Genomic DNA, 5,414 nt, shown 5'->3' with positions numbered 1-5,414 from the left:
CATTTTTGAAATTGCGGCAACTCAAAATGCATTGAGCAGTTTTCGATCTTCCGCAATCGCCCGGTGGCGGACGAAAAAAAGTGCCAGGCGTTTGCTTGGCACTTTTACCGATTAAGAGCTTCTGGCTTTAGTGGCCTGAAGCACCCGAAGCACCCAGACCGGTTTCCGAGCGGATCTGCTGTGATTTGAACAGCGAGCGCTCGATGGCCGCCCGCGGGCTGCGGTCGAGTATCGAGAACAGCCACACGCCGACGAAGCCGATGGTGACTGAAAATAATGCCGGCGAGGAGTATGGGAACGGGGCAGAGCCTGCCCGATTACCCAGCACGGCTTCCCAAACCGCAGGAGACAGGACAGTCAGGCCGACTGAAGAAATCAGCCCTAAAAAGCCGCCAATTACGGCGCCTCGGGTGGTGCAGTCTTTCCACAGCACCGACATGAACAGCACCGGGAAGTTGGCCGATGCCGCAATCGCGAAGGCCAGCGACACCATGAAGGCGACGTTTTGCTTCTCGAACGCAATCCCCAGCACCACAGCCACGATACCCAGCGCCACGGTGGTGATGCGCGATACCTTCAGCTCGGAAGCACTATCGGCCTTGCCCTTTTTGAACACGGTAGCGTACAGATCGTGCGACACGGCGGAGGCACCCGACAGGGTCAGGCCCGCTACCACCGCCAGGATGGTGGCAAATGCAACGGCAGAGATGAAGCCGAAGAAGATGTTGCCGCCGACTGCCTTGGCCACCAGCACGGCCGCCATGTTGCTCGATCCGCCACCGCCCTTGATGACACCCTTCATGGTGTCGGAGAACTCGGGGTTGGTCAGCACCAGGGTGATGGCACCAAAGCCGATGATGAAGATCAGCACGTAGAAGTAGCCAATCCAGGTGGTTGCCCACAGCACGGATTTGCGGGCTTCCTTGGCGTTAGGCACGGTGAAGAAGCGCATCAGGATGTGCGGCAAACCGGCGGTACCAAACATCAGCGCCATGCCGAAGGAGATGGCCGAGATCGGGTCTTTCACAAACCCGCCCGGCCCCATGATGGCCAGGCCTATCTTGGCCGCAGCATCGGGCATCTTGCCGTCGTTCAGGGCGAACTGGGTTTTGACTTCTACCGCTTTGGCAAACAGGGCTTCGGGGCTGAAGCTGAACTGCGCCAGCACCATGAAGGCCATGAAGGTCACGCCCGCCAGCAGCATGCAGGCCTTGATGATCTGCACCCAGGTGGTGGCCGTCATGCCGCCAAACAGCACGTAAATCATCATCAAGCCGCCCACAATCACCACCGCCAGCCAGTAGTCCAGGCCAAACAGCAGCTTGATCAGCGCACCGGCACCCACCATCTGGGCGATCAGGTAGAAGGCCACCACCACCAGCGTGCCCGAGGCCGCAAACATGCGGATCGGGGTTTGCTGGAAGCGGTAGGCGGCCACGTCGGCAAAGGTGAACTTGCCCAGGTTGCGCAAGCGTTCGGCCATCAGGAAGGTGATAACTGGCCAGCCGACCAGGAAGCCGATGGAGTAGATCAGGCCGTCGTAGCCGAAGGCCATGACGGTGGCGGTAATGCCCAGGAACGAGGCTGCCGACATGTAGTCACCCGCAATCGCCAGGCCATTCTGGAAGCCGGTGATACCGCCACCTGCGGTGTAGAAGTCAGAAGCCGACTTGGTCTTGGCTGCCGCCCATTTGGTAATGAACAGCGTGGCAACGACGAAGACCGCAAACATGCTGATGGCCACCCAGTTGGTAGGCTGTTTGTCCACCTGGCCCAGGTCGCCGCCAGCGGCCAGTACCGCACCGGCTGCCAGCATCAGCGCCACGGCGCCTACAGATTTCAGGATGGCGTTCATTTGGAGACATCCTTCAGGATTTCAGCGGTGAGGCGGTCGTATTCGCTGTTGGCGCGGCGCACATAAATGGCGGTGATCACCACGGTGAACACAATCACGCCCATACCGATAGGAATACCGATGCTGGTGACGCCCGCGCCCAGCGGGGTGGCCAAGAATGGTTTGTCGAACGCGATGAGCGCGATGTAGCCGTAGTACACGAGCATCATCAGCCCGGTGAGCAGCCAGCCGAAGCCGTTGCGCTTGCGCCGAAGCTCATGGTATTTGGGATTGGCCTCTATTCTGGCCACGATCGGATCCGTCATGGTTGTCCCCTTTTGTATGTGTCAATCGAACCGCCACCAGACCGAAATATCGTTCTGGCAGTGGAATGAGTGTGCGCAGGGGGGCTGACCGATAGCTGACGTTTCGGGGCCTGAAACGGCTTTTGGGGAGGGGGTTTTCCCGCCCCCGGTGCGGGCTTGGACGGGGTTTTAAGCGCGCACTACCGCTGCAGGTTCGACTTGCGTGATGCCGCCATGGTCGTCATGGTGCACCGTCACGATGGCGTAGCTGCGCCACGTATCAATCGCGGTGCCGGGGTGATTGATGTGCTCGCCCATGGCAGAGGCCGACGGCGCATCCATTTCCCGGCGGCGGTCAATGCCCTGGAACCGCAGGTGGTTGTAGGTGGCCCACAGCAGCAAACCACCCCCCATGATGCCGATCACCAGGCAGTAAACAGCCAGCAATCCCATGAAGGTTTTGTAACCGTCCAGCTCCAGCATGTGGAACTGGAAGCGCTGACCGAAGAACAGCCATGCCAACAGGGTGATGAGGGGCATCCACAAAAATACCCAGACCGCCCAGAACAGGGCGGTCAGCGCCCCAAACATGGCTTTTTGTTGCCAGACTTGCAGGTCGGGGCGGTCAATGATCAAAGGTGATTTCATGGCTGTAGTCCCCGGTCTGGGCTTTTCCAGGTGGCGCGCTGCTTGCCGCGCAGCAGTACTTTGGGTACGGCCACCAGGGTGGTGAAGACGTTCAGAATCCAGAACGCCAGCGGATACCAGATCATCCAGTAGTAGTAGCGGCCCATGCCTTTTTCGTAGCGTGAATCCAGGCCCATGCTGACGGCAAACTGCAGCAGACAGGTGGTGCCAATCACCAGGCCATTCCATTCGGGCAGCAGGGTGTCGATGACCAGCGCAGGGGGCAGTGTTACAAAATGCTTGAGCGTCCACAGAGCGAATACCGCCGCCATGGTATAGGCCCAGAGTACGCTGGTGAAGTATTCCAGGTACACCGGCAGCATGCGCCGGTGCCGCCAGCGGCCAAACAAACCGTTCTGGCTGAACAGCACTTGCGTGCCGCCCATGGACCAGCGCAGGCGCTGCCGCCACAAGCCGCGCAGGGTTTCGGGCATCAGGATCCAGCACAGGGCATTGGGCTCAAAACGCACATCCCAGTGGCGCATTTGCAGCCGCCAGCTAATGTCGATGTCTTCGGTCAATGCGTCGGGGTTCCAGTAGCCCGCGTCGTGCAATGCCGCACGGCGGAAACACACCATCACGCCCGACACCGTGAACATCTTGCCGTAGGTGCGCTGGGCGCGCTTGATCAGGCCGATGATGGACGAGAACTCGCCCACCTGGATACGGCCGATCAACGTCGAACGGGTGCGGATGCGGGGGTTGCCCGATACCGCGCCGACGCGTGGGCTGTTGACCAAATGCCGCATCATCCAGTGCAGGCAATGCGGGTCTACCAACGAGTCGCCGTCAATGCACAAAAAGTAGTCGTACTTGGCCATCATGGCGGCGGTGTTCAGGCCCACAGCCTTGCCCTGGTTTTTGGCCAGATGGATGACGCGGATGCGGCTGTCCTTGCGGGCCATGGCATCCAGCATTTGGGGCGATGCATCGGTACTGCCATCGTCGATCAGCAGAATCTCGAATGTGGGGTAGTTGATGGCCAGTAAGGCCTCTACCGTGTCTTCGATGTTGTTGACCTCGTTGTGGCAGGGCACCAGGATGCTGACCGGGGGGTACTCGGGTAGCGCAGGCGGCTGGTCGTAGGGCGGGTCATTGCGTTCGTAGTGGAAGTAGTAATACAGCCCGCCGCACATCCACAGTTAGGACATGAACAACGGGTAGTAAAACGTGAAGTCAAACAGCATCTGGATGGCAGAGCCGGAGAATAGATGTTCCAACTTAGATCTCCAGGGAGTGCGCGGATGGGCACGGGGTCATGGTCAAAATCTCCAGTTCAGGGTTGCGTCGATGTAGCGGCTGTTTTCATACTTGCCGTCGTAAGGAAAGCGCCGTGCGCCGATGCCATAGCGCAGTGACCGGTCAGGGCCAAACTGCCACTCGTGCTCGTAATGCACGCCGTAAAACGGGTTCCAGCCGTAGGTTTGGTCGTAGCTGGCGCTGCTGCTGCCGTCACCGCTTTGCTGGCGGTACAAACCTGCGCTGACAGCCAAACGCTGGTTGAAGCTGCGCTCGTAGTGCCGCCAGGTGAGCCAGTCGGCCGCCAGGGTTTCGGAGACAGCAAAGTCGCGCTTGGGGTTGAAGTACACCGCATCGCGCAGGCTGTTGGCGCTGGTGTAGGCGGCAGTTTGCAGGTCCAGCGTACGGCCATAGCCGCTGTATAGGCGCTCGGACCAACTGGCGGCCAGGGCGGTGCGGTTGTTACCGTCGTTAAACCGGTAGCTGGAGATATCGGCGGCCACGCGGCGCGACTCGTTCCAGCGGTAGGCTACGCCCACGGTTTTTTTGTCGGCGTGCAAGTAGGTGGGGGCTCCGAGGTTGGACTCCACGTCTGGCACCCGGCCTTTGAGCGGGAAGTCGTTGGTTTCGGTCTCGTAACGGGCCCGCACAGACCATTGGTCGTTGAGTTGCCAGTTGGCGCCCACAGCGCCGACCGCATCGCGGCCATTGCGCAGGTCGGTGCCCACTTCGACCATCGCCTGCAGGTCGCGCCGGGTCCATTCCAGCCCCATGCCGCCGCGTTCATGGCTGGCAGAACCCTGGTACTGGTGGGCACTGTCCCACCACCACTGGGCCCGGGCCAGGTGGTGGGTGGCAAACAAACGCAGGCCTTGGTCGTTTTGGCCGCTGTACAAGGTGGTGGACCAGGTCATGTCGTCATTACCTGTTACGTGGCCGCTGCCAAAGCCCCAGGTCGCGCTGCTGGTCAAAAAGGGCCGTTGTTTGCGTTGCCATGCGCGCACCAGGCGCTGTACGGCAGGGTGTTCTGGGGCTTCGGCTTGCAAAGCGGCCACCATCCGGGCGGCTTCGGGGATGTCGCCCTGGGCCCATACGGCATCGGCCAAACCCACGCGGGCCTTGATGCTGGCGGGCTCTGCGGCCAGCACGGCGCGGTAGCGCTCGGCGGCGGCGCGGGGTAGGCCGCGCTGCGAGAGCAGATCGGCCTGGTCTAGCCACAGCCCCACATCGTCGGGAAATTCTGCGTTGAGCTGTGCCATGGCTGCCGCTGCGGGCTCAATACGATCGGCAAAACGCAGGGCCGACACTTCGGTACGGCGTGCGGCTGCACTGCGCTGGGTGGCATCCAG

5 protein-coding genes are annotated in these 5,414 nt (G+C 60.9%); all 5 read right to left on the bottom strand.

The annotated features are described in order from the left end of the window. Nucleotides 1–127: 127 nt before the first annotated feature. The gene (locus tag Q0T48_RS14825; protein ID WP_295957519.1) at nucleotides 128–1,855 is read right to left on the bottom strand and encodes a cation acetate symporter; all 1,728 of its coding nucleotides are present in this window, start codon (nucleotides 1,853–1,855) and stop codon (nucleotides 128–130) included. After that, nucleotides 1,852–2,160, bottom strand: a complete 309-nt coding sequence (locus tag Q0T48_RS14820; protein ID WP_295957517.1) for a DUF485 domain-containing protein — start codon at nucleotides 2,158–2,160, stop codon at nucleotides 1,852–1,854. Before Q0T48_RS14820 ends, Q0T48_RS14825 begins: the two co-directional genes overlap by 4 nt. Nucleotides 2,161–2,328: 168 nt before the next feature. Continuing rightward, on the bottom strand, nucleotides 2,329–2,787 hold the full coding sequence (pgaD, locus tag Q0T48_RS14815) for a poly-beta-1,6-N-acetyl-D-glucosamine biosynthesis protein PgaD (RefSeq protein ID WP_295957514.1): 459 nt from the start codon (nucleotides 2,785–2,787) through the stop codon (nucleotides 2,329–2,331). Continuing rightward, nucleotides 2,784–3,962, bottom strand: coding sequence for a poly-beta-1,6-N-acetyl-D-glucosamine synthase (pgaC, locus tag Q0T48_RS14810; protein ID WP_295957512.1), 1,179 nt, complete (start codon nucleotides 3,960–3,962; stop codon nucleotides 2,784–2,786). Before pgaC ends, pgaD begins: the two co-directional genes overlap by 4 nt. A 126-nt stretch (nucleotides 3,963–4,088) precedes the next feature. After that, nucleotides 4,089–5,414 (bottom strand): tetratricopeptide repeat protein (locus tag Q0T48_RS14805; RefSeq protein ID WP_295957509.1); only part of this gene is annotated, 1,326 nt, incomplete at its 5' end.

It is taken from the genome of Rhodoferax sp. (genome assembly GCF_025354435.1).
Taxonomy (GTDB): domain Bacteria; phylum Pseudomonadota; class Gammaproteobacteria; order Burkholderiales; family Burkholderiaceae_C; genus Rhodoferax_B.
This window is presented reverse-complemented; position numbering and strand designations above follow the sequence as displayed.